Source organism: Komagataeibacter diospyri, from assembly GCF_006538165.1.
In the GTDB taxonomy this organism is placed as follows: Bacteria; Pseudomonadota; Alphaproteobacteria; order Acetobacterales; family Acetobacteraceae; genus Komagataeibacter; species Komagataeibacter diospyri.
Window position 1 is genome coordinate 93,579 of sequence record NZ_BDLU01000014.1, and the last position, 23,325, is coordinate 116,903.

21 protein-coding genes are annotated in these 23,325 nt (G+C 57.6%); 7 read left to right on the plus strand and 14 right to left on the minus strand.

The annotated features are described in order from the left end of the window. Positions 1-61: 61 nt before the first annotated feature. Complete coding sequence (locus MSKU9_RS02475; RefSeq protein ID WP_141259767.1) at positions 62-1,012, plus strand: DMT family transporter; 951 nt, start codon at positions 62-64, stop codon at positions 1,010-1,012. Positions 1,013-1,047: 35 nt separating this feature from the next. On the opposite strand, the gene MSKU9_RS02480 is transcribed toward MSKU9_RS02475, so the two are convergent. Then, complete coding sequence (locus MSKU9_RS02480) at positions 1,048-1,638, minus strand: cupin (RefSeq protein ID WP_141259872.1); 591 nt, start codon at positions 1,636-1,638, stop codon at positions 1,048-1,050. A gap of 223 nt (positions 1,639-1,861) precedes the next feature. On the opposite strand from MSKU9_RS02480, the gene MSKU9_RS02485 reads away from it, so the two are divergent. Further along, a complete protein-coding gene (locus tag MSKU9_RS02485) occupies positions 1,862-2,449 on the plus strand; it encodes a glutathione S-transferase family protein (RefSeq protein WP_141259768.1) in 588 nt (195 codons plus the stop codon). A gap of 51 nt (positions 2,450-2,500) precedes the next feature. Here MSKU9_RS02485 and MSKU9_RS02490 read toward each other — a convergent pair whose 3' ends face one another. The 4 genes from MSKU9_RS02490 to MSKU9_RS02505 all read right to left on the minus strand — a co-directional run bounded on the left by MSKU9_RS02490 (position 2,501) and on the right by MSKU9_RS02505 (position 5,943). Beyond that, positions 2,501-3,142: a Crp/Fnr family transcriptional regulator gene (locus MSKU9_RS02490; RefSeq protein WP_141259769.1), complete on the minus strand. Its 642-nt coding sequence runs from the start codon at positions 3,140-3,142 to the stop codon at positions 2,501-2,503. Positions 3,143-3,409: 267 nt separating this feature from the next. Next, the gene (locus tag MSKU9_RS02495) at positions 3,410-4,063 is read right to left on the minus strand and encodes a TetR/AcrR family transcriptional regulator (RefSeq protein ID WP_141259770.1); all 654 of its coding nucleotides are present in this window, start codon (positions 4,061-4,063) and stop codon (positions 3,410-3,412) included. Between the two features lie 119 nt (positions 4,064-4,182). Continuing rightward, positions 4,183-4,644, minus strand: a complete 462-nt coding sequence (locus MSKU9_RS02500) for a hypothetical protein (RefSeq protein WP_141259771.1) — start codon at positions 4,642-4,644, stop codon at positions 4,183-4,185. Positions 4,645-4,896: 252 nt separating this feature from the next. Continuing rightward, positions 4,897-5,943, minus strand: coding sequence for a YeiH family protein (locus MSKU9_RS02505; RefSeq protein ID WP_227002324.1), 1,047 nt, complete (start codon positions 5,941-5,943; stop codon positions 4,897-4,899). Between the two features lie 109 nt (positions 5,944-6,052). Between MSKU9_RS02505 and MSKU9_RS02510 the strand changes: the two genes are divergently transcribed. After that, the gene (locus MSKU9_RS02510) at positions 6,053-6,931 is read left to right on the plus strand and encodes a LysR family transcriptional regulator (RefSeq protein WP_141259773.1); all 879 of its coding nucleotides are present in this window, start codon (positions 6,053-6,055) and stop codon (positions 6,929-6,931) included. A 155-nt stretch (positions 6,932-7,086) separates the two neighbouring features. On the opposite strand, the gene MSKU9_RS02515 is transcribed toward MSKU9_RS02510, so the two are convergent. The 6 genes from MSKU9_RS02515 to MSKU9_RS02540 all read right to left on the minus strand — a co-directional run bounded on the left by MSKU9_RS02515 (position 7,087) and on the right by MSKU9_RS02540 (position 14,866). Then, a complete protein-coding gene (locus tag MSKU9_RS02515; RefSeq protein ID WP_227002325.1) occupies positions 7,087-8,355 on the minus strand; it encodes a c-type cytochrome in 1,269 nt (422 codons plus the stop codon). 2 nt (positions 8,356-8,357) lie between these two features. After that, entirely contained in the window at positions 8,358-10,133 is a 1,776-nt protein-coding gene (locus MSKU9_RS02520) for a GMC family oxidoreductase (RefSeq protein WP_141259775.1), read from the minus strand. Between the two features lie 62 nt (positions 10,134-10,195). Continuing rightward, a complete protein-coding gene (locus MSKU9_RS02525) occupies positions 10,196-10,921 on the minus strand; it encodes a gluconate 2-dehydrogenase subunit 3 family protein (protein WP_141259776.1) in 726 nt (241 codons plus the stop codon). 181 nt (positions 10,922-11,102) lie between these two features. After that, positions 11,103-12,290: an SMP-30/gluconolactonase/LRE family protein gene (locus tag MSKU9_RS02530; protein ID WP_227002326.1), complete on the minus strand. Its 1,188-nt coding sequence runs from the start codon at positions 12,288-12,290 to the stop codon at positions 11,103-11,105. 96 nt (positions 12,291-12,386) lie between these two features. Next, positions 12,387-13,757, minus strand: coding sequence for an MFS transporter (locus MSKU9_RS02535; protein WP_141259874.1), 1,371 nt, complete (start codon positions 13,755-13,757; stop codon positions 12,387-12,389). Between the two features lie 194 nt (positions 13,758-13,951). Then, positions 13,952-14,866 carry a LysR family transcriptional regulator gene (locus tag MSKU9_RS02540; protein WP_141259777.1) on the minus strand — a complete coding sequence of 305 codons (915 nt, stop codon included), beginning with the start codon at positions 14,864-14,866 and terminating at the stop codon, positions 13,952-13,954. A gap of 133 nt (positions 14,867-14,999) precedes the next feature. On the opposite strand from MSKU9_RS02540, the gene araD reads away from it, so the two are divergent. The 4 genes from araD to MSKU9_RS02560 all read left to right on the plus strand — a co-directional run bounded on the left by araD (position 15,000) and on the right by MSKU9_RS02560 (position 19,144). Then, positions 15,000-16,781 carry an L-arabinonate dehydratase gene (araD, locus tag MSKU9_RS02545; RefSeq protein ID WP_141259778.1) on the plus strand — a complete coding sequence of 594 codons (1,782 nt, stop codon included), beginning with the start codon at positions 15,000-15,002 and terminating at the stop codon, positions 16,779-16,781. 165 nt (positions 16,782-16,946) lie between these two features. After that, a complete protein-coding gene (locus MSKU9_RS02550) occupies positions 16,947-17,816 on the plus strand; it encodes a DoxX family protein (RefSeq protein WP_227002327.1) in 870 nt (289 codons plus the stop codon). A 297-nt stretch (positions 17,817-18,113) separates the two neighbouring features. Continuing rightward, positions 18,114-18,593 carry a GlcG/HbpS family heme-binding protein gene (locus tag MSKU9_RS02555; RefSeq protein WP_227000547.1) on the plus strand — a complete coding sequence of 160 codons (480 nt, stop codon included), beginning with the start codon at positions 18,114-18,116 and terminating at the stop codon, positions 18,591-18,593. A gap of 65 nt (positions 18,594-18,658) precedes the next feature. After that, entirely contained in the window at positions 18,659-19,144 is a 486-nt protein-coding gene (locus tag MSKU9_RS02560) for a GlcG/HbpS family heme-binding protein (RefSeq protein WP_141259780.1), read from the plus strand. A gap of 265 nt (positions 19,145-19,409) precedes the next feature. On the opposite strand, the gene MSKU9_RS02565 is transcribed toward MSKU9_RS02560, so the two are convergent. From MSKU9_RS02565 to MSKU9_RS02575, 3 genes are all read right to left on the minus strand, one after another. Further along, positions 19,410-20,612: a carbohydrate porin gene (locus MSKU9_RS02565; protein WP_227002328.1), complete on the minus strand. Its 1,203-nt coding sequence runs from the start codon at positions 20,610-20,612 to the stop codon at positions 19,410-19,412. 805 nt (positions 20,613-21,417) lie between these two features. After that, positions 21,418-22,194: a glucosamine-6-phosphate deaminase gene (locus MSKU9_RS02570; protein ID WP_162853794.1), complete on the minus strand. Its 777-nt coding sequence runs from the start codon at positions 22,192-22,194 to the stop codon at positions 21,418-21,420. Then, a complete protein-coding gene (locus MSKU9_RS02575) occupies positions 22,191-23,321 on the minus strand; it encodes an anhydro-N-acetylmuramic acid kinase (RefSeq protein WP_227002329.1) in 1,131 nt (376 codons plus the stop codon). Before MSKU9_RS02575 ends, MSKU9_RS02570 begins: the two co-directional genes overlap by 4 nt. Positions 23,322-23,325: the final 4 nt, after the last annotated feature.

The following is a 23,325-nucleotide window of genomic DNA, read 5'->3' on the forward strand; positions in this document are numbered from 1 at the left end:
TGTTGGCCCTGACCTTCTTTTGCATTCATACTGTCCGCTTCTCCGGCTACGGGCAACGCAGATGAACATGTCTTTCTTTACCTCGGGGATGATGCTGGCCTTTGCGGCATATTCCTCCTTTTCGATCAGTGATGCGTATTCAAAGCTGCTGGCCGGTCAGCTTGATCCCTTCGAGGTCGCGTTTTCCGGTGGCGTGTTCGGTTTCCTGATCATCCCGTTCATCCGCAAGCCCGATGAATCCCTGCGCGATATTTTCTCCCCCCAGCGTCCGGGCATGTGGGTGGTGCGCGCGATCGCCATCTTTGCTTCCACCGCGGCCAGTGTCGAAGCCTTCATGCTGCTGCCCATGCCCGAAGCGCTTTCGCTCATGTTCCTCATGCCGTTTTTCGTGACGGTCCTGTCGGTCACGCTGCTGCGTGAAAAAGTCTCGGGCTGGGCGTGGCTGTCGGTCATTCTGGGGTTTGTGGGCGTGCTGATCGTGCTGCGGCCCGGCGTGCGGGCGCTGCATCTGGGACATCTGTGCGCCGTGATCGCGGCGGTGGCCAACGCCGTTGGTGTCATTGCCTATCGGCTGGCGGGCAACAATACGCCACGGCTGTCGCTGTTCGGATCCAGCCTGTTTGGCCCGCTGGTGGGGGATGGGCTGCTCATGGTGGGGCATGCGCACTGGCCGCATGGGCTAAAGACGTGGCTGTTCCTGTTCGGTTACGGGTTTCTGGCCGCACTGGGCCAGTTGTTGATGATGATGGCGACAGCCCGCGCGCCCGCCAACCGTGTGGCCCTGCCGCAATACAGCCAGATGCTGTGGGCCGTGGCATTCAGCTATTTCCTGTTTCGCCAGCCGCTGGACAACTGGACGATTGTCGGCATTATCGTCGTAACCTTTTCAGGCATGCTGAACTGGATACGTCAGCGTATCCATTTCGAACGCCTCGCTATGGAAGAGTGGCGGGCGCGGCGACACATGCATGATTCCACCCGCGGCGTTACCGTTCAGGCGCCCGTGGAATAACCTGATCCGTCCGCTCCGGGTAACGTGGCGGCCCTTCAGTAACGCCATTCCCGCGTCGTGGGGCCATGTGTCCCCATAACCGGATCGGAAGCGGGAAAGGGCAGGGACGCCAGCCGGGCGCGCTGTGGCCCGCTCGGGGCGTCGCGCACGATGTCGAAATCCTGTCCCGGTGGATATGCCCCCACTACGGCGAAATCAGGGCTGGACCCCATATTCATATGCCCGGTGCCTGCGGGCAGCAGGGCGATGTCGCCTGCCCGCACGTCTACCACCCGCCCGTTCGCACCACCCAGCATCAACTGCGCGGAACCACCATAAAATCCCAGAACCTCGTGCCCCATGGTGTGATAATGGTGGAAGGAATAGACCCCGTTGCGCCATTGTGGCGGCCAGCCATTATGCTGGAACAGGCCCTCGAACACCGTTGCCGGGTCATTCCCGCTTACGGGCAGGGCGTTACGGTACAGGATAACCGGCAGTTTCGGATTGTTGGGCACCCAGTCATTGGCGCACAGAATGAAACTTTCACTCCGGACCGGTGGCGGCGCGGCAGCAGCCCGCCCGTGGGCGCCACCAAGGGAAAGCCACAGTCCCGTCAGGATGGAATTGAAGGAACGCCGTTCCATCATGTTGCCTCCATGTATCCGCGGAATTCAGGCTGGCGGTTACGGTCCCCCGGCTGCTGGTGAAACGCGATTGGTAAGATGTCTGAGCAGCTACGTCGTGTCGCCTGTCGTCACATCACCCGTAACCTGACACTATGCATGGGGCAGGCATGTGACAAGGGGCAGGGCTGTCCGCGGATATGGCAGCAATGCTATGGTTGGCAAAACAAGGGGAACCGTCGTTATGATAACACTTTACGGCATGTCCTTATCGGGTCATGTGCACCGCGTAAGGCTGCTTCTGTCGATGCTGGGCCTTGAGTATCATTTCGAGGTCGTGGACGCCTCCTCATCGGAACTGAGGCACCTGAACCCGTTGGGGCAGGTTCCGGTCCTGCGTGATGGGGATCTGGTGCTGGCGGACAGCAATGCGATCCTTGTCTATCTGGCGAAGGCCTATGGCGCGGGCACGCAATGGCTGCCCGATGATGCCGTCGGGGCAGCGCATGTGCAGCGATGGCTGTCGATCGCGGCAGGGGAACTGCGACAGGGGCCGGCAGCGGCCCGCATGGTGGCGTTGTTCCATAAGAAAGGTGAACCGGCCGACGCCCGGGCGCGGGCGGCAACGTTACTGGGTTTCATGGATGCGTATCTGTGTGACCGCGCATATCTTGCGGCCGACTGCCCCACGCTGGCCGACCTGGCCTGCTACAGTTATACCGCCCATGCACCCGAAGGCGGCATTTCCCTTGATCCCTATCCCGCTGTCAGGGCGTGGCTGGAACGGATCGAGGCATTGCCGGGGTTCGTGCCCCTGCCATGGCGGGAATAAGGTTGCGGTTTCCCTGGACAGGGGAAGATACGGAGAATGGGGAGGGGGCGGTCAGATAATCGCCCCGATCCTGTCGCGGTCTAACTTTATGCGCTGGGCAGACAGACGCTGTATCAGGCCCATATCCTCCAGTTCCTTGAGTGTGCGGCTGGTGGTTTCAATGGCAAAGCCCAGGTAGTCGGCAATATCCTTGCGGTCCATGGCCAGCGTCAGGATATTGGACTTCCGGTCAAAAAAATCCGCCTGCCTGCTGCATTCCAGCAGGAAACCGGCCAGCCTTTTGACCACAAGGGGATAGGTTGCCAGCAGCAGGTGACGTTCCGTCGTTTTCGCATAATCCAGCGCCTGCTGTAAGAACAGCGTCTGTACACGGGGGTACACCTCCACCAGACTCTTGAGTGCGGAATAGGAAATCTGGAACAGATATGTATCCACCAGGGTAATGGCGGACGTATGGTACAGCCCGCCTTCCTGGGTGCCAAACATGTCATCGGGCCACAGGAAGGCGAAAATCTGGTTACGTCCGTCCTTCAGCTGGTGTTCCAGGCGCACGGCGCCCGAACGGATACGATAGATGTAGTTCCCCGGATCCCCCTGGGTATAGATACGGCGCTTTGCAGGCCGGTGTATTCTGGTCGAGATCGCATTCAGCGCCTCCCGTTCCGCACTGGTCAGTTTAAAACTACTGAACATTATGAATATCTATTTCTCTATCGTCATTATTCATGGTGCATCCACCATGAATGGCCGTATGGACTGAAATCCTGAACCGGCCCGTTGCCCCTGATCATACGATGGGGCCGGGGGTGGTACTCATGAATTATATATACGATACCGTTTCGTATCGCAACATGGCATGTAATTGCATCATGAAAAAACCAGCCTGAACGCGGGTGTCAAATGGGATGGAAGCAGCCCGGATCACGTGGCCCTTCATGTTCCGTGCCGGGAGGAAAGACGTCAGGGCGCCGTGCGGCTGATGCCCGATATGAAGATCTGCCATGCCCGTTCGAAAAAGCGCTGGCGCATCTGTGGATCAAGCAGCTTGTTCTGTCCCAGCAGGGTATTCTGCAATGGCCATCCAAGGACAAGGCCCATCAGGACACGCGTGGTTTCTTCATGGTCTATGGACTCAATATGTCCCGCATCGGCGGCGGCTTTCAACAGGCGGCTGATGGTTGCGACAAACGGTTCCACGCTTGTCGCCATCATGTCATCAACCACGGAAGGGATGCGGTGTCCGTCGGCAATGACGATCCGGTAGGCTTCCACCGTTTCGGGACGAAGCATGAAGGTCAGGAAGAACTGGGCGATTTCCTTTGTCGCCAGCAGCGGATTTTTTGAAGAGGCCTCGACCGCGCGGGCTTCCTCCAGCAGGTGCTTGCCGCGTGCGGCCACCACCGCCTTGAACAGGGCCGCCTTGGAGGAGTAGCGCCGGTACAGGCTGGCCTTGCTGCATTCCGCGACGCGGGCAATCTGTTCAAGGGATGTCGCGGCATAGCCCTGTTTTACAAACAGCGTGGTCGCGACCTCAAGGACATGCCGGTCAAGCTGCGCTGACCCTTCCGGTGTCGGACGTCCCCCTGTATGTGGCGGTCGTGGTGGTACAGGCATGCTTCCGTCCTTAACTACGGTCGATCAGTCAGGATATGCAAGCACCCCACGTCATTCACAGGCCCGAAGCACGACATATCCGCATCGGGATGCCAGAACTGACGTTTTCATTCAAACGGTCATTGCGAATGGGTGGTCTCCAGCAGATGGAAGGAAAGGCGGCCAACCTGACCTGATACCTGCGCGCCACGGGTTTTTGCCTTCAGGTTGATATCGACGCCGTGGGCGTTTTCCATGACAACACCTGCCGTGCCATGATGAAGTGTCGCAGTCCCCCCCACGGTCCAGTATGTGCCATTGAAATCGCGCACGCGTGGCAGGTTGCGCACGCAGCCCTGACCCGACAGGGCAATGCCCCCAAGGCTGAACGCGCCCCCGCCGCGCACGGTAAAGGGATAGGTATGCGTGCCGTCATATAACGTGCCTTTTCCCCACAGGTAGCCGATACCCGCACCCACCTGATGGGCTGACATATCAATCCGTGCGTCCGTGTCCGCGCATCCTGCCTGCGCGCGGGCCATGCCATGACCGGCAAGGAAGCCCGCAAGGACCAGGAGGCCCAGATGCCTGAAACAGTTCATGATGTGTCCAACGTAAAAAGGGATATGACATATTCGCGTCCTCTAACAGAACGAACCCGTTTCGTTTAATTTAGGCAAAAAGACCCGTCAATTATAAAATCAGCGCCAGACGGCCGCAGGATCAATGCCCATGCGCGACGGGCAAAACCCTTACCCGGTATCCAGATGATGCGCGAAGCGGCAGAATGCATCATCCGTCACCCCACCGCCTGTCATGCCAGTAAATAACCTTAGCGATGCATGACGTGATGGTTATCCACGGAATGCAGCCGTAACCACCAGCAGGCTGATACCCAACAGGCCACAAAGGGACAGCATGACGGTCAGGGCCAGCGGCCGCCCCGTTCGAAGGACCGAACGGATATCCACACTCAGTCCCAGCGCCGCCATGGCGAGGACGGTCAGGACCGCCGCTGTTGTATTGATCGGTCCCACGGCCATTGCCGGGATCAGGTGCAGTGACCGGACGGTCATCATGGCCATGAACCCCGTGATATACCATGGTACCAGGCGGGTAAGGGCGTATGGCCGCTTCCCATGTTTGTCCCGCCCGGTTTCAGGCCGGACGGACAGTATGGACAGGATGACACATACCGGCCCCAGCATCAGCACCCGCACCAGTTTGACCAGCATGCCCATATGGATGGCGCCCGCACCGAACGGGGCGGCCGCGGCGACAACCTGCGGCACCGCATAAACGGTCAGTCCCGCAAGGGCGCCCTGCGCCATGTCACTCATGTCCAGAAACGGTCTCAGCAGCGGTATGCCGATAACGATCACCAGACCGCCCGCAGCCGTGAATGTAATGGTGACTCCAATATCGCGTTCCCCGGCGCGGATAACGGGGGCCGCCGCCATGATGGCGGAATTGCCGCAGATGGAATTGCCACACGCGACCAGCAGGGTCTGACGGGTATCCAGCCCCATCATGCGTCCGATGCAGCATGTAAAAACCAGACTGAAGGCCACGACTCCCGCAACGGCCACCAGAACCCACGGCCCCACGGAAAAGACCGTGTCAATGCTGAAAGACGTGCCCAGCAGCACAATGGCGACATTCAGCAGCGTGCGTGAACAGCACCGGATGCCCGGCATCCATACCGGACCCGGCACATGCATGGCCCGGAAGGCGAGACCGGCCAGCAGGGCCAGATTAAGTGTTTCCAGCCATACCCTGCCCAACACCATTCCTTCCATGCGTTCAAGCAGGCAGGCGAGACCCGTAATCACCAGACATAGCCCGATGCCCGGTACCTGCCGTGCCCCGATGGGCAGGGACCACCGTGGCAGGGTTGTCACGGCATTCTTCCTTTCGCCACGCAGGTTAGGGGAAGGGCATTACATAATTCCAATTCATAGTTCTTCTGATTCCAATCGGAAATCGTGATTGATCGTGGTATGGGTAGTCATGACCCTGGAACAGCTTCGTCTTTTTATCGCCGTTGCGGAACGTGAACATGTCACGGCGGCCAGCCGTGCCCTGAATGTGACCCAGTCCGCCGTATCGGCCGGCATTGCAACGCTGGAGGAACGGCACGGGGTCAAGCTGTTCCATCGTGTGGGACGTGGTATCCGCCTGACCGAGGCTGGACGGCTGTTCCTGCCCGAAGCCCGGGCCGTTCTGGCCCGCGCCAGTGCAGCGGAAGCCGTGCTGGAGGAATTCAGCGGTTTGAAGCGGGGCACGCTGCGCGTTGTCGCCAGCCAGACCATCGCGGCGTACTGGCTGCCTGTTACCCTTGTCGCGTTCCGACGGAAATACCCGCACGTCGCAGTCGAACTGGCGATCACCAATACGGAAGAAGCCGCTACCCGCGTCAGGGACGGGGAAGTGGATCTGGGCATTGTCGAGGCGATTGTCGATGATCCAGTTCTGGCGCAATGGCCCATCGGGACCGATCGCCTGACCATCATACAGGCCAGTCCATGCCTGCCGGACGCGGTCGATGCGCAGTGGTTGCGCGCCGCCAGCTGGGTCATGCGTGAACCGGGATCGGGTACCCGCGCCACGCTGGAACACAACCTGCGCCAGTTCGGGATAGAACCGGCGGAACTGAACGTAAGCCTTGTCCTGCCATCCAACGAGGGGGTGCGAACCGCGATCGAAGCCGGGGCAGGCATTGGCGCGCTGTCGTCACTGGTTGTGACCCCCGCGCTGCACGCGGGTACGCTGCATGCCGTGCCGCAGGCGCTGGGAATCCGGTCATTCTACGGCCTGCGGCACAAGGAACGGTATCGAAGTCCGGCAGCCGAAGCCCTGCTGTCCCTGATTGCCGATCGCTCCCTGTGATGCGGAGTAGATCTGCATAGTATAAAGAAATTTTTATTTAAAATTTATTCAAGAAATATTCAAAAATGCCGCCTTATTAAAAAGGCGGCACTGGAATTTTTTATTTAAATGTAATTGTAGGCATTATCCCATCATTTTATTTCCTAAAACAATCATCAATGCCAGACAGCCTGCTGGGCATCGATGGCCTTGCGTGCCCGTCCGACATCGCTTGCCAGAACCGCGGGGGCCGCGTTGCCCATGCTGTTGCGGATATAGGTCAGAATGCCGGCGATCTGGTCATCATGCAGTTTCCAGCCAAAGGACGGCATCGCAGCCCCGGTCGGGTTGGCTGCCGTTACCGGGCCATTGGTGCCCCTGAGCACGATGTTGATAAGGCTGTCCGGGTTGGGCGCGTTGACTGCCGGGTTGTTCTGCAGCGTGGGAATCATGTTTGCAATACCTGCACCATTACTGACATGGCAGGCGCTGCACTGTACGACGAATTCCCGTGCGCCCGTCATCATCTGCCGGTTGCCGGGGGGCAGGGGCGTAGGGACCGTAACGGTGCGCTGCGGCAGGGATTTGAAATAGGCGGCAATGGCCTGCAGGTCCGCATCCGTCAGGTGCTGGGTAGAATTTTCGATCGTCTCCGTCATTGGTCCCGATGCCGCCGTGTGGCGGTTGGTGCCAGCGCGCAGGTAGGTTACGATGTCATCCGCACTCCATCCACCCAGACCCGTATGGGTATTGTTGCTCAGATCCGGGGCATACCATCCCTGCAGCGACGTGCCCTGATAGGCGGCCCGTGTGTCACCACCAAAGGCATTCTTGGTGGTATGGCAGGTGCCGCAATGTTCCAGCCCTTCGACCAGATAGGCACCACGGTTGACCTGCGCACTTTTGGACGTATCCGGGGTGAAGGGAGATCTGTTAAAGAACAGCATGTTCCACCCGATCATGAGCGCGCGGATATTATAGGGAAATGGCAGCTTGTTCGCGACAACCCTGTTGCTGACCGGTGGAATGGTCCGGATATAGGCCCACAGGTCGGCAAGGTCCGCATCCGTGATCTTGACATAGGCGGTATAGGGCATGGCGGGATAAAGGTACCGGGTCGGGCTTTTGCCATGCCGTACCGCGCCGTCAAACTGCTGCAGCGTCCATGACCCTATACCCGTTTCCCTGTCTGATGTGATGTTGCTGGCGGTGATGATGCCAAAAGGCGTCTTCAGGTCCAGACCACCCGCGAATGGCTTGCCGCCAGGGGCGGTATGACAGGCCAGGCAGTCGCCCGCTATCGCCAGATAGCGGCCGCGTTCGATCTGCGCATCGGCGGCCCCGTCCTGTGCTTTCGCGCCGTGGGCCATAAAAGTAACCGCGGAAAGGAGCATGCCACCACGCATGCAGGTGCGCAGTGCATTGCGAAGCAGGTTTTTTGCCATGATCATAGCCTTACCAGCGGGCCGGGGTTCTTGAGATACAGGTCCTTGATCGCTGTTGCGGTCCACAGGGTCGTGGCCCCCACGGCGACTGTCGGGTTGTAGCCGGCATTATTGGGAAAGGATGACGCGCCGAGGACAAACAGGTTGGGGATATCCCAGTTCTGCTGGTACCGGTTCTGCACACTGGTGCGCGGGTCTTCACCCATGACGACACCACCCTGTACATGCGATGAATCCCATGGCGTATAACCGGAATAGGGCCGATCGGCGAAGGAATCCCCCCCGACCTGCGTTGCCCCCATCTCACGCGCGATTTCAACGCACTTGTCGCGGATGAACCGGCCCGAACGGCGGTCGTTTTCATTATAGTCAAACGTAATGCGCAGCAGCGGCTGGCCGAAACGGTCCTTGTATGTCGGGTCAAGGTCAAGGAACTGTTCGCGATGGGCGAAGCTTGTGCCCTGTCCCTGAATCTGCGCGTAATTCTGGTAGCCTTTCTGGAAGGCCTGTTTCCAGCCCTTGCCCCATTGCGGGCTGCCCTGTGGCAGCAGGCCCGCCATGCCGATCGGCAGGCCCTGGTTGCTGAGCGACTGGATACCAGCCCCCCCGATAAAACCCAGGCCCGTATGGTCGAAGTTGTCGCCGTTGAAATCGTCGATCTGGGTCGCAAGGGCGCCGGTGTTCATGAACGGGTTGAGGTACTCGTTTTCAAAGAACATGAAGCCCCACGACAGGGTCTGGAACGTAAAGGCCCGCCCGACAACACCCTGTCCCGATGCGACATCATACGGTGTGCTGATGCCCGACAGAAGCAGCAGGCGCGTATTATCCAGTGTAAAGGTCGCGGTGATGACAATATCGGCAGGCTGTTCGCCAATATTGCCGTCGGAATCAACAAACGTCACCCCGGTTGCCATTTTCCTGTCAGGCGTCGTGTTGATACGGATGACCTCGCATTCCGTCACAACTGTGAAATTCGGGCGCTGCATCAGTACCGGCAGGATGCAGATATTGGGGCTGGACTTTGACCAGTTACCACAGCCGTACAGCTGGCAGTACCCGCAATAGGTGCATGGCGCCAGGTTCAGGCCCAGCGCATTTTTATAGGGCGCGCCAATCATGGCCGACGGCACGGGAAAGGGATGGTAGCCCAGCCGCGTCGCCGCTTCCGCAAACAGCACGTTGGCGCGCGATCGTTCCAGCGCGGGCGTGGGGTAGGGGGCGGTGCGCGATCCCTCGAACGGGTTGCCACCGGGCTGGCGTTGCCCGTTGACCACGCCGGCGGTGCCGGATGTACCCGCGATTTTCTCGAACCGGTCATAGAAGGGTTCAAGGTCGTCATAGGTCACCCCCCAGTCCTGAAGGATCAGGCCATCCACCAGCTGTCCTGCGCCATAGCGTTGCATGACATGGCTGTAGGGCTGGTGATCGAATGGCAGCCACCGCCAGCTTGCACCCGCCCAGTGCGTGCCTGCGCCGCCCACGTTATTGCCCAGTGTCAGGTTGTGGTATTTGCGCATGGGCAGGGCGGTCTGGCCAACCTTGTTGCGCACGGTATAGGTTTCGGTTACCGGGGCCTGCAGGATTTCCTTGCGCACGGACCCGCTGAGTTCATCGGGATCGCGTGTGGTGGGAAAACTGGTCGAGGTATCACGCCATGCCCCACGTTCGATCGCGACGACCTTCAGCCCCGCACGGGTCAGTTCTTCCGCCATTGTGGAGCCGGACCAACCCAGCCCGATAATGACCACATCGGCCTTTGGCCTTTTGTAATTCATTCAGGTGCACCTTGGTTTTTATTATAATCGTGCTTCTCATCACCATGCCGGACATGGCGCAATCAGGCGCGGCCCAGCAGGCTTATGGGGTGGATATCAATTTTCTTGCCCCGTTTTGATACGATCCAGTCGCGATAGTCATAAATGGCGCCGGGAAATCCGACCAGTTTCCAGCCCACCATGTCGCGGTTGCCGCCATACATGGGATCGGCCAGGTAGCCTTCACGCACATTCTGCAACAGCAGCACGAAAAACTGGTCGGATTTCAGGGTATCGAATGCGATCGCGCCACTTTCGATACTTTTAAGAAACGCAATTTTCTGTTCTTCGGACAGATCAGTAAATGATTTATCGAATTTCGCATGCACGGCCTGTTCGAATTCAGCCAGTCCCTTCCGGTAGATTTCCGCAGGTGTCATGATGCTCTGGGGGCCCTGCTGGGGCAGGCCCTCGACGACCGGACCAAGTTTGTAATCCTTTGCCGCCGTGCCATACGGGCCTGCCAGCTGGTGGTCCAGAAAAGTTACGCAGCCTGCTTCTGTCGCACCCATCCCCAGTTCATCAGCGGGGATAAGGACATCGAATATGGCACCAACCAGTCTGGCTTCATCTGCTGTCAGGTAAACCAGCCGGCTGCCATCAACCACCGACAGGGGTGGGGGCGGCGTGGCCCGCCAGGCACCGCTGCCGCCGACATAGGTTTTGGAATAGGCTGGTTTGTATATGGAGGCCAGCGTGGAGGTCGCCATCAGCACCAGGCCGCCTTTTATTACGTCACGCCGCTTCATTATTGTTCTCTCCAGACAGGCATTGCCACCATATCCCTGCGGGACCATGCTTCGGGCGAGCAGGGCGAGGCGCGCCAGAAAAGATCCGTCCACACGGAATCTGTTCAACGTGTTTACTTTTAATTGGTGGTATTATTATAGGTAAACGTATGTGGTTATTAATAATTACACGGAGGGGAGATCACAAACTGCTCACCACTCCACCCAGTTTGTGCCCATCCAGCATATCCGGCAGCGGGAAGCCAAGGCTGATGAAAGGCAGCTTCAGGGCATTTACGCCAGCATTGTTGGCGGGCAGGCGTTCCGTCTGCGCAACCGGCACCAGCATGCGTCGGTCCGCCGTGATAAACAGGGCGTCGCCGTCAACCAGGCGTGCGTCTTCAAATAGCGTAAGCTGTTTCTTTTCCGGTGTCAGGACAACAATCCGTCCATGTTCGGCATCGGCAAAGTACAGATTGCCCAGCGTGTCGATGGCAGTCCCCATGATTGTCGGCAGGTCGATGACCTTCTCGATCCGTCCGGCCCGCTGGCCATCGGTCAGGCTGGCATCCAGCAGGATATCAGTCGGGATGCGGCGCAGCGGACCGGAGGGGGTGGAGAAATAGAACCATTTCCGGTCAGCCGTGATTTCCAGCATATCTGAATGGACCAGTGGCCGTTTGCCAGTGCTGTCGCGCAGTATATGCCCGTCACGCCCGCGCAGTGGCTTGTCCGGCGTTGCCCGCAGCAGCGGATGTTCCGACAGCCTGCGCACCGTCTCACCACTGCGCATGTTGTGGATGATGATCCCGCCCAGACCTGAATCGGTCACGAACATAAGGTCGCCCGCAATGCGCAGGTCATTCATGGCCGAACCCGGCGGCAGGATATCATTACCCCAGCGCAGGATCTGCAGCACCCTGCCGTCATGGGGATCAAGCTGCACCAGTTTCTGGCCGCCCGGCACGGATGTGCTTTTTGTCGGGTCGATCCCCTGATCGACGACCCATAATGTATCGTCGCTGAAGATATGCAGGCCATTGACCATGACAAAGGCGCTGGCCGCATCGGCGCCCGGTTTCCATTCGTTCCAGCTACCGCCCGGAAAGGGCTGGAGCATACCATCCGACGTAACACGGAACACGCTGGGCGTATCTGCCATAAGATCCCACCGGGGCGCGCCAAGGAACAGTGTTCCGTCACGTGTCGCGGCCACCGCATTGCATAGATAGCGCGGGGAGGTGGCGATAACGGTCGCATGCACGGATGCCGCCGCTGCCTGCGGGATGCGGACCGCGTCAAGTCCCGCCAGCGCCAGTCCACCGGCCAGCCCACACAGGGCGGCCCGCCGGGACAGGCCGTGGTCCAGGGCATCGGTAATGTATGTCATGAAGATTTTCTCTTGCTTATTGTTTGTTATTACTTGTGTCTATATTTATGTCGTCTGTCGCTACACAATAAAGTGCAGGAAAGCGATGGAACCGATTCACACCGGAAGGGAAAGACGCCTGATCTTTCCAACCACGAACAGGTACAGCAGGATCGCCACGACACAGTGACCTGCCACAAACAGCAGCGCACCATTGTAGGATTTTGTTATTGCAACGATATAGCCGATCACGATGGGCGTCACGATCCCGGCGATATTCCCGATCCCGTTGAAGATGCCCGCAGCCAGGCCCGGCGTTTCCCTGGGGGCTATGTCGGATATGACCGCCCAGCCAATGGCGGCGACACCCTTGCCAAAGAATGCAAAGGACATGATGAGGACAATTACCCAGGCGGACTGGACAAAATTGCACAGGCAGATGGTGGATGCGATTGCCATGCCCACAACATAGGGCGTCTTGCGCGCGACGTTTTCCGATTGTCCCCTGCGTAACAGCATGTCCGACAGCGCCCCGCCCGAGATCGCACCCGCCAGCCCGCACAACGCGGGCACGCTGGCCGCCAGCCCGGTCTGCGTCATGGACAGCCCGCGCGACTGATGCAGGTAAAGCGGGAACCACGTCAGGAAGAAATACAGGATTGCGGTAATGCAGTATTGTCCCCCGTACACCCCCACCAGCGTCCGGTCCGTCAGCATGAAGCGCACCTGCCGCCATGTCAGCGGCCTGCGCAGCCGCCTGGTGCGGTCATCGATATCGACCAGCGCGCCACCCGTGCGGATGAACGCAAGCTCCGCCGCATTGACGCCAGGATGGGTGGCGGGTGGACGCATGCGCATGAGCCAGACTGTAGCAAGCACTACCCCCGCTATACCCATGACGGCAAAGATGTATTCCCAGCCGAACTGCTGGGTAATCCACCCCATGAGCGGCGCAAAGAACGCGACCGCGACGTATTGCGCCGAATTGAAGATGGAGGTAGCAAGGCCGCGTTCCGCCGTCGGGAACCAGCTTGATACAATACGGCTGTTGGCGGGAAACGTCGGTGCCTCCACCAGTCCCAGCCCGGCCCACAGCACGAACAGCACGGGAAAGGCGATGGTGTGGGGAACATGGCCCACGCCTGCAATGAACAATGTGCAGACCGACCACGCCAGCAGGCTTGCGCCATAGACACGGATGGAACCAAAACGGTCCAGCAGCCAGCCACCGGGCACCTGGTTCATGACATAGGCCCAGCCGAAGGCGGAAAAGATGTAACCCATCATGACCGGGCTTAATCCGAGGTCGTGCGAGATGGATGACCCCGCGATCCCCAATGTCGCGCGATCACCATAGTTGATCGCCGTGATGATGAACAGGAACGCAAGGACACTGTAACGGACGGCGGTGCGTGGGGCCGCATGGGATACGCCTGCGGCAATCGGTGCATGTGTGGCGGTGGGGCCTGTGGTTGGCCCTCTTGTCATGGTCACCCTGTTTTCTCCCCTGATACGCGGACCTGCACGGTGGGGCCGGGGTTTTGCCCGGTCGCCCTGCGACCGCATCGGGTCCTGTGTGCAAGGGAACGCGTGAAAAAGGCAGGAAGTCCAAATCAAACTGCGCATGGATTGATGCACTGGCGGCATCACCCACAAAACCATCGCGGTTCTGGAACGCCCCGTCAGGGCTGGGGCCGGGGCGGGATCTGCGTTTTGGTCATCCGGGATACGATATCCATGACATTGCCCAGCACCGGGCTGACATCCTGCGCGCGGTGGACCATGAACAGTTCGGCCATGATGTTCTCGCCAAACGCCAGCGGACGGTAGATGACATTTTCGATACCAAGCTGTGACGCCGATTCCGGGATCAGGGCGATGCCAACCCCGGTCCTGACCATGGAAAGCAGGGCGTGAATCTGGGTCAGATGATGGATCAGGTGCGGCCGGATATGCGCGCTGACCAGAAGGCGCTGCACAAGGTCGTGAAAATAGCCGCCCCCCAGGATCGAATACATGATGAGATCCTGCCCCTCCATATCCGCAGGCGTCAGTGCGCTGCATGCGACCAGAGGGTGATCGTGGGGCAGGGCGGCCACCATGGGTTCGGCCCGGACCTTGCGTGCGCAGGTTTCCTTTGATTCGAACGGCGGGCGAACGAAAGCAAGGTCAATCCGGTGGGAGGCAAGGGCTGCGATCTGGTCGCGGGTGATCATTTCCTCCAGCGTAAGTTCGATATCGGGATAGGCCGCCCGCAGCCCATGGATCAGCCGGGGCAGAAAGTCATAGCTGCTGGATGGCGTGAACCCGATCGCGACCTGGCCCAGCGCACCGCGCCGCGCACGGCGGGCCAGAAGGACCGCGTCTTCCGCGCTGCGCAGCAGGCGGCGGGCCTCGGGCAGGAAGATCGCGCCCGCGGGCGTCAGCCGGACGCTGCGGCTGTTGCGCTCCAGCAATTCAACGCCAAGCGCGTGTTCCAGCAGCTGGACCTGTCGGCTCAGCGGCGGCTGGGTCATGTTCAGCCGTGCTGCAGCACGCCCGAAATGCAGTTCCTCCGCCACCGTGACAAAACACCGGACCTGCGTGAGCTGAAGCATCGATATCAATCCTGTCTTAATCCATGCCGTATCTAATCTGGACACTCCAGAACTGTCTTGCCCTAACTGCAGTAATAAACACCCTTGTTATCAGGCCATTGTGACCGACCGGGGGCGCAGGGAGAACAAAAGCATGACGGAAGACGCCGGTACACATCCTGATGGCGGAAATACGGCAGGACAGGCGAAACGCAGGCTGCGTAGCGCGCGGTGGTTTGGTCCTGCCGACCTGCGCAGCTTCGGTCATCGTTCCCGCGCAATGCAGATGGGCTATGACCCACAGGACTGGGAGGGCAAGCCCGTCATCGCCATCCTGAACACATGGTCCGACATCAATCCGTGCCATATGCATTTTCGCCAGCGTGTGGAGGATGTAAAGCGGGGCGTGCTGGAAGCAGGCGGATTTCCCATGGAGCTTCCTGCCATCTCGCTGTCCGAAAATTTCATGAAGCCCACCACCATGCTGTACCGCAACATGCTGGCGATGGAGGCGGAAGAACTGCTGCGCGCCTACCCCGCCGATGGTGCGGTGTTGATGGGGGGGTGTGACAAGACCACGCCCGGCCTGCTGCTGGGGGCGACCAGCATGGATATTCCGGCAATCTATGTGCCGGCGGGACCGATGCTGCGCGGGAACTGGCAGGGAAAGACACTGGGTTCGGGTTCGGATTCATGGAAATACTGGGATGAACTGCGCGCGGGCAAGATCACGCCCGAAGACTGGCAGGGGGTTGAAGCCGGGATCGCGCGTAGTGCGGGCACCTGCATGACCATGGGCACGGCCAGCACCATGACCGCCATTGCCGAAGCGATCGGCCTGTCCCTGCCGGGGGCCAGTTCAATTCCGGCGGTTGATTCCAACCATATCCGCATGGCCAAGAGTTCGGGACGGCGGATTGTCAATATGGTGTGGGAGGACCTGAAACCATCAAAAATCCAGACCCATGCCGCCTTTCGTAACGCCATTGCGGTGGCGATGGCAATGGGGTGTTCGACCAACGCCATCATACACGTTATCGCCATGGCGCGGCGCGCGGGCGTTGACATCGGGCTGGATGATTTTGACCGCGCCAGCCGTGATGTCCCGGTCATCGCCAATGTCCGGCCAACGGGCACGACCTATCTTATGGAGGATTTCTACTACGCTGGCGGGATCGCCGCGCTGATGAACCGGATTTCCAGCTTCCTTGATCTGGGCTGCCTGACAGTGACCGGACGCAGCGTGGGGGAAAACATCCGTGATGCAAAGGTCTGGAACGATGATGTCATAAGACCACTGGACAGACCGATGTTCACGGGGGAAGCTGGTGGCGCGCTGACAGTCCTGCGCGGCAACCTGGCCCCTGATGGCTGCGTGATGAAGCCTGCCTGCTGTGACCCCAGGTTCCATAAACACAGGGGACCGGCGCTGGTGTTTGACGATTATCCCACCATGAAGAAAGCGCTGGATGACGAGACGCTGGATGTAACCCCCGATCATGTCCTTGTACTGCGCAATGCCGGGCCGCTGGGCGGTCCGGGCATGCCGGAATGGGGGATGCTGCCCATGCCCAAACGTCTGGTGAAGGAAGGTTACCGGGATATGCTGCGCCTGTCCGATGCCCGGATGAGTGGCACAAGCTACGGCGCATGCATCCTGCATGTCGCCCCTGAAAGCTATGTTGGCGGTCCACTGGCGTTGCTGAAGACGGGCGATATCATCGCGGTGGACGTGGCGGCGCGTTCCGTCAACATGGAAGTATCCGACGCGGAACTGGCACGCCGTCGTGCGGCATGGACACCACCCGCACCGCGTTACGGGCGTGGATATGGCTGGATGGCCGCACACCACATGCGTCAGGCGAATGAAGGATGTGATTTCGACTTCCTGCAGACAGATTTCGGCCCGCCAGTGCCCGAACCGGTCATTTATTGACCATGCTGGCGAACCCGATCCGCCATTTCGATCGTTCAGCATGCATGACGCAGGAATGGAGACATCAATACACATGACAGGTCGGGCGGGAACATGACCCCGCCCATGACCCGAAATAGATGAAACACGGTTCGACACCAGTCAAAGAAGAAAAATAAAATGTACATGAAGTCGAATACGGTCCCACCGTCGTTCGCGGCATTGCGGCCGCGTTTTGTGCCTTACTGGCTGTTGTGGCTGGCGCTGGCTGGCACGACTGCCGCCATGATCTATTCGTCCTTTATCGTGCCGGTGATACCGGACCTTGCCTGCCTGTCCACCATCGGGCTGGATGGTCTTGCGCTGGTTATCACGGTTGTGGTGATGCCACGGAATTTCGTGGTCGGTTTCCTTGGTTCGCTCCTGCCGTTCGTCATAAGCTGGCGGGTGGCGGCCATTCATGGATCAGTACCGGGCATGGCCTGTTCCACGGCCACGTTCATCATCTATCTTTTACTGTATGCGGACTGCATGGCCCGTGACTGGACAGCGCATGGCATTGATGGGTGGAATAACCACCTGCAATGGCAGACGGCAATACTGCGCATATATTTCGGTTTCGACATGGTGGGGCATTTTGCCGAAAAACTTTTTGCGGGCATACATTCATTCCATCATATGGAATATGTCTTTGTCGGATTCGGGTTTCCGCCAGACGGGCAGGCTGTTATTATTGGTGGATTATGTGAACTGTCGGTGGCAATTGGCGTAGGGATGGGATTCATGACCCGTCTGGCCGGAATCGGTGGGGCGGCCTATTACCTGATTGCCAATCATTACGGCCGACATTTCGGTGACGGATTTACCTGGAACAATGCCCCTGTCGGCGGTTGGGAATATCCGATGCTGATGATTGTCGCCTTTGCCAGTTTTTCGATTGCGGGGGCGGGCAAGTTCTCGATTGATGGCTGGCTGATCGACCGTGGCCTGCTGCCTGGATTCCTGTTGCCGTTATGTGTATCTGCGCCCCCGGATCATGCACCGCGTGATATCTGAATCAGGTTGTGATGGCATCGTTATTCAATACTTTTTCTGTCCATATTTTTTATACGGTAAGAATATCCATTATTCGTAAGAAGGTGATGTAATTTATCACATGCATGCGATTTGTTGATTGTTATTTGTATGTGCACAAAAAATCTGTAATAGAATGTCATGTGCGATATGACATGGGTTCTATCGTATAATCTGAACTGAACGACGTCTTTACTGTCCATGTATGTGCCGGTCCGGCCAAACATGAAGCGTCGTCAGGGGTTCAATAATAACATTGAGAATAAGGTAACCCTTGAAATGAAGCATCTGCTTAAAGCCCTTGCGGTGCTGGCGTCGTGCGCGACCCCCGCGCTTGCGCAGCCGTCATCTTCCTCCACCGCGCCGCAGCTTAACATCACGACCGATGCGGCAATGGATATGGCGCATTATGCAGTTGGCCTGGCAGAAAACCGGCATCTCAAGCTGTGCATAGCGGTCGAGGATACGGATGGAAACCTGGTGGCCTTCATCCGTATGCAGGGCGCCTATGCCGGGTGTGTGGAAGCCTCGATCGCAAAGGCGAAATCGGCGGCACGGTTCGCCCGTAACACGATCGAGTTCTTTGATGCCGTGCGCACCCAGAACCTGCCCATTGGTTTTGTGCCCGGTATCCTGCCATCAGCGGGTGGCGCGGTTTTCAGGCAGGGTGATGTTGTCGTTGGCAGTATCGGCACCAGTGGCGATACCAATGAAAATGAACAGGCACTTGTTATCGATACGGCCAGGCACTTCCGCTGATACGGACCGAAAATGGCCCCGAATATAAAACAGAGTATCCAGACAATCTTGCATCAGGATTTCCCATGAAGATCAGACATATTGGGCCACTGGCCATTCTGGCGTGCCTTCCTGCATTTGGCGTGGCGCATGCTGATGACGCCAAACTGCTGACCCGTCCGCAGCTTAGCAATGCCGGTGCGAAAAGCCTGCTGAATGCCGCCGAGGAGGAAGCACGACAGAAGGGCATGCAGGTCAGTATTGCGGTAGTGGATGCATCAGGCAGGCTGCTTGCATTCACCCGCATGGATGATTCCCAGACCGGAACGGATGAAACAGCCATAAAGAAGGCCCGGACGGCTGCGCTGTATCATTCACCGGGCAAGGTACTGGCCCAGCGCATCAGTCAGAATCAGGCGTTTCTGGCAACATTGCCCGGTATTACGGCAGTACCCGGGTCCTGCCCGGTCATGAGTGGCAAATACCTGATCGGGGCAGTGGGCGTCAGTGGGGCTACGGATGATCTGGACAACGCAGTTGCGACCGATACGGCAACCGGATTTCATTCATAGGATGGAGCAGGCCGGATAACAACGGCGAGTTTCAAAAATTAAAGAATACAGGCTATCCTTCACCTGAACAGAAGATGGCCTGTATTTTATTATTTTGAATGTAAAGGAACAATATAAAGGGACTGTTTTAAAAACTGACTGCAAATCATGATGAAATTTTTGATGCCACCTTCCCCAAAAAGCTTCAGAGAAGCGCTGCCTTTTTTTTAAAAAGTAGTATCCAAAATATTTCACCATATCATTGATAAGTTGTGTTGAAATATTCCTAGAAGGTAAAGCCAGTTTTCATACCGATAACCGTAACCAGGTCGCGCTGGGTATAACCGCCGGGATTAACCCAGAACTGGACGTTTGGCTCGATATAGACCCACGGCCTGAACTGGATTGTGTAGTCTGTTTCAATGGCAAATTCGGAATCCCGTCGCGGTCCTTTTTTACCGGCCTGATACCATTCCAATGTAGCAAGGCGTGAATTGACGTGATTGGTACCAAAGGCAAGTGTCACGGCATCATGCCTGCGCCATGGCAGTCCAAGATAACGCAGGCTACCTGTCACCTGCGATGAAACGGGACTTGTTTTCTTGTCGACCATGGTCAGTGTGACATACGCGGTCAGGCCCTGCAGGACGACCGGATCCTGTCCGGATTTTTCGCTGAATGTACCCGTCAACTGCTGCTGGAACCATAGATAGCCACCATGGGAACTGCCCCGTTCCAGCATTGGCAGTCCACCAGTAACAGCGGGCTGCCCATTGGTTGCCAGCAAGATATCCGGTGCGCTGGCGGTATTGATCCATCCGCCAATACGGTAAACCCCTGGATAGCGGTGTGATCCCATATGCAGGCGTAATCCGGTTTCGAACGGCAGCAGGGCACCGGTTGCCCCATGAACGTAACCAAGGAAAAACTTGTTATCCAGATTGCGCATGTTCTGTTCATAAGCGCCGGCCTGCAGGTACCACAGGGGACTGTTGTATTTAAGATAGCCGCCCCAGGTACTGACAGGCCAGTTCAGCCAGCGATTGCCATCCATGTTCCCCGTTGTCGCACCGCAGAAATAGTTGACCATTGTCAGGCAGGGCACATTGTCAAAATCGGCACCGGTTGGCAGGCGTCCAATCTTGAAACTGAAGTGATTCCCCAGTTTCTGATTATACCATAATCCGGTCAGTCGGGTGGTCTGCCCGCGTCCCCATACTTCCTGTGGCTGTTGCAGGGTATACAGGCCCGCCCGTGTAATCAGGTTGGTGCCCCAACGGCTGGTAAAGGTGAAATTGAAGGTTGCCCCTTTCCATTTCACCAGTTTTTCCGCGTCGATATCCATAATGGCCGCGATCTGGTTGGTTTCGGCGGCAGTGCGCCGGTCCCCGCCTGTCGTGTTGCCGGCGGTTTCGTTGGTCCATGTCGCAGCCAGGTCTATTCCCCTGTCGCGCAGATAGGTTCTGTAACCACCCCAATCCCCTGTCATGGTCGATGCCGGGTGCTGGGCGCTGTTACGCAGGGCATAACTGGCGTCATTCCCCTGGTTTCCATTGAAAATGCCATTTGCGGGCGATTCATGTGTGCCGATAGCTATATATATGGAAAATCCGAAATACAGTATCGAAAATCTTCCACGTCGATGCGTAAAATATTTCATTTGACGGCCACTGATATATTATTGGTTTTATTTATGTGGCAACTAAACGAATTTATACGGATATAGTTTTCTGTTTAATATATTAATTTATTGTGCATCGCGGTATATGTTTTTTAAATTTCGTTTTTTAAGGAAAATTATTGACGGAATTGAGTTCCGCATAGGTGAAAATATTTTCTGGGAAAATTTTTCCAGCTTGAAAACCGTATTTTGATATTTGGTTTTCAGTAAGGAGTGTTTCAAAAATCTGCCTGAAAGTGTTCTGCAGATCATGAAAAGGTTTCGGTGAAGCCTTTTGAAAAAAGCTTCAGGACGCGCCACCATTTTGGGAAAAGGAGCCGCCTTGGAATTTTATTATATTCCTGAAAATAATTTTTTATAATATCATATATATAATACTAAAGTATTATATATATTTTTATTAAGTAACGATATGTGTGGCAAATGCATGTCGTGCTCATATTCCTGCCACGCGATGGAAAACAGGACCGGCCAATCATTGAAACGCGCCGTCCTGAACCACCGGCCCTGACGAGAAAATTATGTGGAGTTTTTGAAATATACTGAAAATCATTAAGCAGTTTTCCGTGAATATTTTTTCAAAAAAAAGCAGAATCAAAAACTTTCATTTTTATCAATAAGTCAGTGACGGGACGTATTCCGCCATCCATCGGCATTCATCCGACAGGTCCATGGCTGCATCTTCATCCAGTACAAATGTGCAATCAGGATGGAAATGCAGCGCGGAGGCGCTGGTCATGGGTGAAATAGCCCCTTCGATCACGCGGGCAATGATTGCAGCCTTGCCGGGACCTGTCGCCAGCAGGACGGCGCGCCTGGTTTCCAAGATTGTCCCGACACCAACAGTCAGCGCATGGTGCGGCACATTGTCCGGACAGCCGCCAAACATTTCCGCATTCTGGGCGCGCGTCGCGGGGGCAAGCCTGACACGACGGGTACGGGACGCGAAAGAAGAAAGAGGTTCGTTAAAACCGATATGGCCCGTATGACCGATCCCGAGCAGTTGCAGGTCAATACCGCCCGCGGCGCGGATCGCGGTTTCGTACCGTGCACAGGCGGCTGTTGCATCATCGGTATCACCGGGTGGCAGGTGCGTCTGCGTTGGGGGAATATCCAGATGGCGGAACAGGTGGTGCTGCATATAGGCGCGGTATGAATGCGCCGTCCGCGCAACGAACCCGCAATATTCATCCAGATTGAACGTCGTGCAATTTGCAAGGTTGACTGGTGCATCATGAATGCGACGGACAAGCCTTCCATAAACCTGTTCCATCGTGCGCCCGGTTGCAAGTCCCAGAACGGCAGCAGGGTTATGCGCGCAGCATGTATACAGCATGTCCGCCACATGAGCGCAGGCGCTGGCCTGATCCGGGGTGATGACAAGTTTCATGAATGCCTCCCGCTGGTTGCATGGACCCATGATGGTACAGGCATAAGCCCGGCACAGGTCAGGCGGCCACCGGACAGGCCATTCGGTCCTCCCGTGATCGTGGGTGCGGATAGCGGCAGTCCGCGCACACTGCGTGCGGCAAGAAAGCCGAAACATTGCGCTTCCAGCGTATCACCGTTCCAGCCAAGATGATCCACTGTTTCGACCGGAACCTGCAATGCGGCCTGCAATCCCTGCATGAGCACAGGATTATGTCGCCCACCGCCACAGACATACCAGCGTGTGGGTCTTGCGGGCAGCGGCGTGCGACGGACAGCTTCGATGGTGAAGGCGGCGAGTGTCGCTGCACCATCCACCGGTGTGCAGGCGGCCACCCGATCCAGGGCCATGGCAAATGTCTGGCGATCCAGTGATTTTGGGGCAGGGCGGGCAAAATAGGGGGCAGACAGCAACTGTTCCACAATAGCCCAGTTGACCGTGCCCGCGCGCGCCAGTTGCCCGTCAATATCGCATGCCGTGCCGGTATGGCACAGTGCCCAGTCATCAAGCAGGGCATTGCCCGGTCCGGTGTCACAGGCATGGATCGTACCGTCCGCATCAATAAACGTAACATTTGCAACGCCGCCGATATTCAGCACGGCAACCGGCCCCGGTACGCCATGCAGCAGGGCTGCGTGAAACCACGGCACCAGTGGCGCGCCTTCGCCGCCTGCGGCTACATCGGCGCTACGGAAATCATGGATGACAGCCTGTCCTGTCGCCCGTGACAGCATTTCCGCATCGCCAATCTGCCATGTCCGGTGGCGATCAGGCGCATGCAGGATGGTCTGGCCATGAAAACCGATCAGGTCGATACCCGGCACAAGGGCCTGTAACTGCCGCACCGCGTTGATATGATGACGGGTAATGTCCTGTTCGACCGCTTTCAGTTCGGGATCATCGAAGGACAGGGTGGGCGCTTGGTCCAGGATGCGGCGCGCGCGCTGACGCAAGTCTGCCGTATAGGGCAGGCTGGTATCCGGTCCCAACCCTGTGATCCGCTCACCATCGGTGTGGATCACGGCGGCGTCCACACCGTCAAGTGACGTACCGCTCATAAGACCAATGACCGTAAGCATAGGCTTCATGCCT

Excerpts from the sequence above, each read along its gene's own strand:
- MSKU9_RS02475 (WP_141259767.1), top strand. The coding sequence starts at position 62 with ATGAACATGTCTTTCTTTACCTCGGGGATGATGCTGGCCTTTGCGGCA.
- MSKU9_RS02480 (WP_141259872.1), bottom strand. The coding sequence starts at position 1,638 with ATGGAACGGCGTTCCTTCAATTCCATCCTGACGGGACTGTGGCTTTCC.
- MSKU9_RS02485 (WP_141259768.1), top strand. The coding sequence starts at position 1,862 with ATGATAACACTTTACGGCATGTCCTTATCGGGTCATGTGCACCGCGTA.
- MSKU9_RS02490 (WP_141259769.1), bottom strand. The coding sequence starts at position 3,142 with ATGTTCAGTAGTTTTAAACTGACCAGTGCGGAACGGGAGGCGCTGAAT.
- MSKU9_RS02495 (WP_141259770.1), bottom strand. The coding sequence starts at position 4,063 with ATGCCTGTACCACCACGACCGCCACATACAGGGGGACGTCCGACACCG.
- MSKU9_RS02500 (WP_141259771.1), bottom strand. The coding sequence starts at position 4,644 with ATGAACTGTTTCAGGCATCTGGGCCTCCTGGTCCTTGCGGGCTTCCTT.
- MSKU9_RS02510 (WP_141259773.1), top strand. The coding sequence starts at position 6,053 with ATGACCCTGGAACAGCTTCGTCTTTTTATCGCCGTTGCGGAACGTGAA.
- MSKU9_RS02515 (WP_227002325.1), bottom strand. The coding sequence starts at position 8,355 with ATGGCAAAAAACCTGCTTCGCAATGCACTGCGCACCTGCATGCGTGGT.
- MSKU9_RS02520 (WP_141259775.1), bottom strand. The coding sequence starts at position 10,133 with ATGAATTACAAAAGGCCAAAGGCCGATGTGGTCATTATCGGGCTGGGT.
- MSKU9_RS02525 (WP_141259776.1), bottom strand. The coding sequence starts at position 10,921 with ATGAAGCGGCGTGACGTAATAAAAGGCGGCCTGGTGCTGATGGCGACC.
- MSKU9_RS02530 (WP_227002326.1), bottom strand. The coding sequence starts at position 12,290 with ATGACATACATTACCGATGCCCTGGACCACGGCCTGTCCCGGCGGGCC.
- MSKU9_RS02535 (WP_141259874.1), bottom strand. The coding sequence starts at position 13,757 with ATGACAAGAGGGCCAACCACAGGCCCCACCGCCACACATGCACCGATT.
- MSKU9_RS02540 (WP_141259777.1), bottom strand. The coding sequence starts at position 14,866 with ATGCTTCAGCTCACGCAGGTCCGGTGTTTTGTCACGGTGGCGGAGGAA.
- araD (WP_141259778.1), top strand. The coding sequence starts at position 15,000 with ATGACGGAAGACGCCGGTACACATCCTGATGGCGGAAATACGGCAGGA.
- MSKU9_RS02550 (WP_227002327.1), top strand. The coding sequence starts at position 16,947 with ATGAAGTCGAATACGGTCCCACCGTCGTTCGCGGCATTGCGGCCGCGT.
- MSKU9_RS02555 (WP_227000547.1), top strand. The coding sequence starts at position 18,114 with ATGAAGCATCTGCTTAAAGCCCTTGCGGTGCTGGCGTCGTGCGCGACC.
- MSKU9_RS02560 (WP_141259780.1), top strand. The coding sequence starts at position 18,659 with ATGAAGATCAGACATATTGGGCCACTGGCCATTCTGGCGTGCCTTCCT.
- MSKU9_RS02565 (WP_227002328.1), bottom strand. The coding sequence starts at position 20,612 with ATGACAGGGGATTGGGGTGGTTACAGAACCTATCTGCGCGACAGGGGA.
- MSKU9_RS02570 (WP_162853794.1), bottom strand. The coding sequence starts at position 22,194 with ATGAAACTTGTCATCACCCCGGATCAGGCCAGCGCCTGCGCTCATGTG.
- MSKU9_RS02575 (WP_227002329.1), bottom strand. The coding sequence starts at position 23,321 with ATGAAGCCTATGCTTACGGTCATTGGTCTTATGAGCGGTACGTCACTT.